Below are 374 nucleotides of genomic sequence, written 5' to 3'. Positions count from 1 at the left end.
TATAAGCATCGCTGGGAAATCGAGTTAGGATACCGGGAGACGAAGCAGTTTTTACTGGGGAACCGGTGGGCGCTGAGAAGCAAACTGCCGGAAATGGTGAGGCAGGAACTGTGGGGTATCCTGCTGACTTATAACCTTATTCGTTACCAGATGATCAAGATGGCGTTCAGCCTGAAGGGAGATTATCTGCCTTATCAGCTTAGTTTTAGCGGTGCAGTGTCGGAGATATTACGGTTGTTAATCGGGTTGCCGTGGGCATCAGCGGGAGCCATCCCGGGTCATCTGAAGCATTTTTACAGCAACGCAGCGATGCTAAAACTGCCCTCGAGACGTGAGCGTGAATATGTCAGGGAAGTGAGAGAAAAAAGGTCGAA

General features: G+C 50.0%; 1 protein-coding gene. It reads left to right on the top strand.

Translation table 11 applies throughout. The annotated features are described in order from the left end of the window. Positions 1-374 (top strand): transposase (locus tag AACU55_RS23385; protein WP_339382306.1); only part of this gene is annotated, 374 nt, incomplete at both ends.

The sequence above is a fragment of the Rahnella sp. CJA17(1/100) genome (assembly GCF_963881615.1).
GTDB lineage: Bacteria > Pseudomonadota > Gammaproteobacteria > Enterobacterales > Enterobacteriaceae > Rahnella > Rahnella aceris.
The sequence above is the reverse complement of the archived record's forward strand: the minus strand, read 5'-3'. Positions and strand labels throughout refer to the sequence as shown.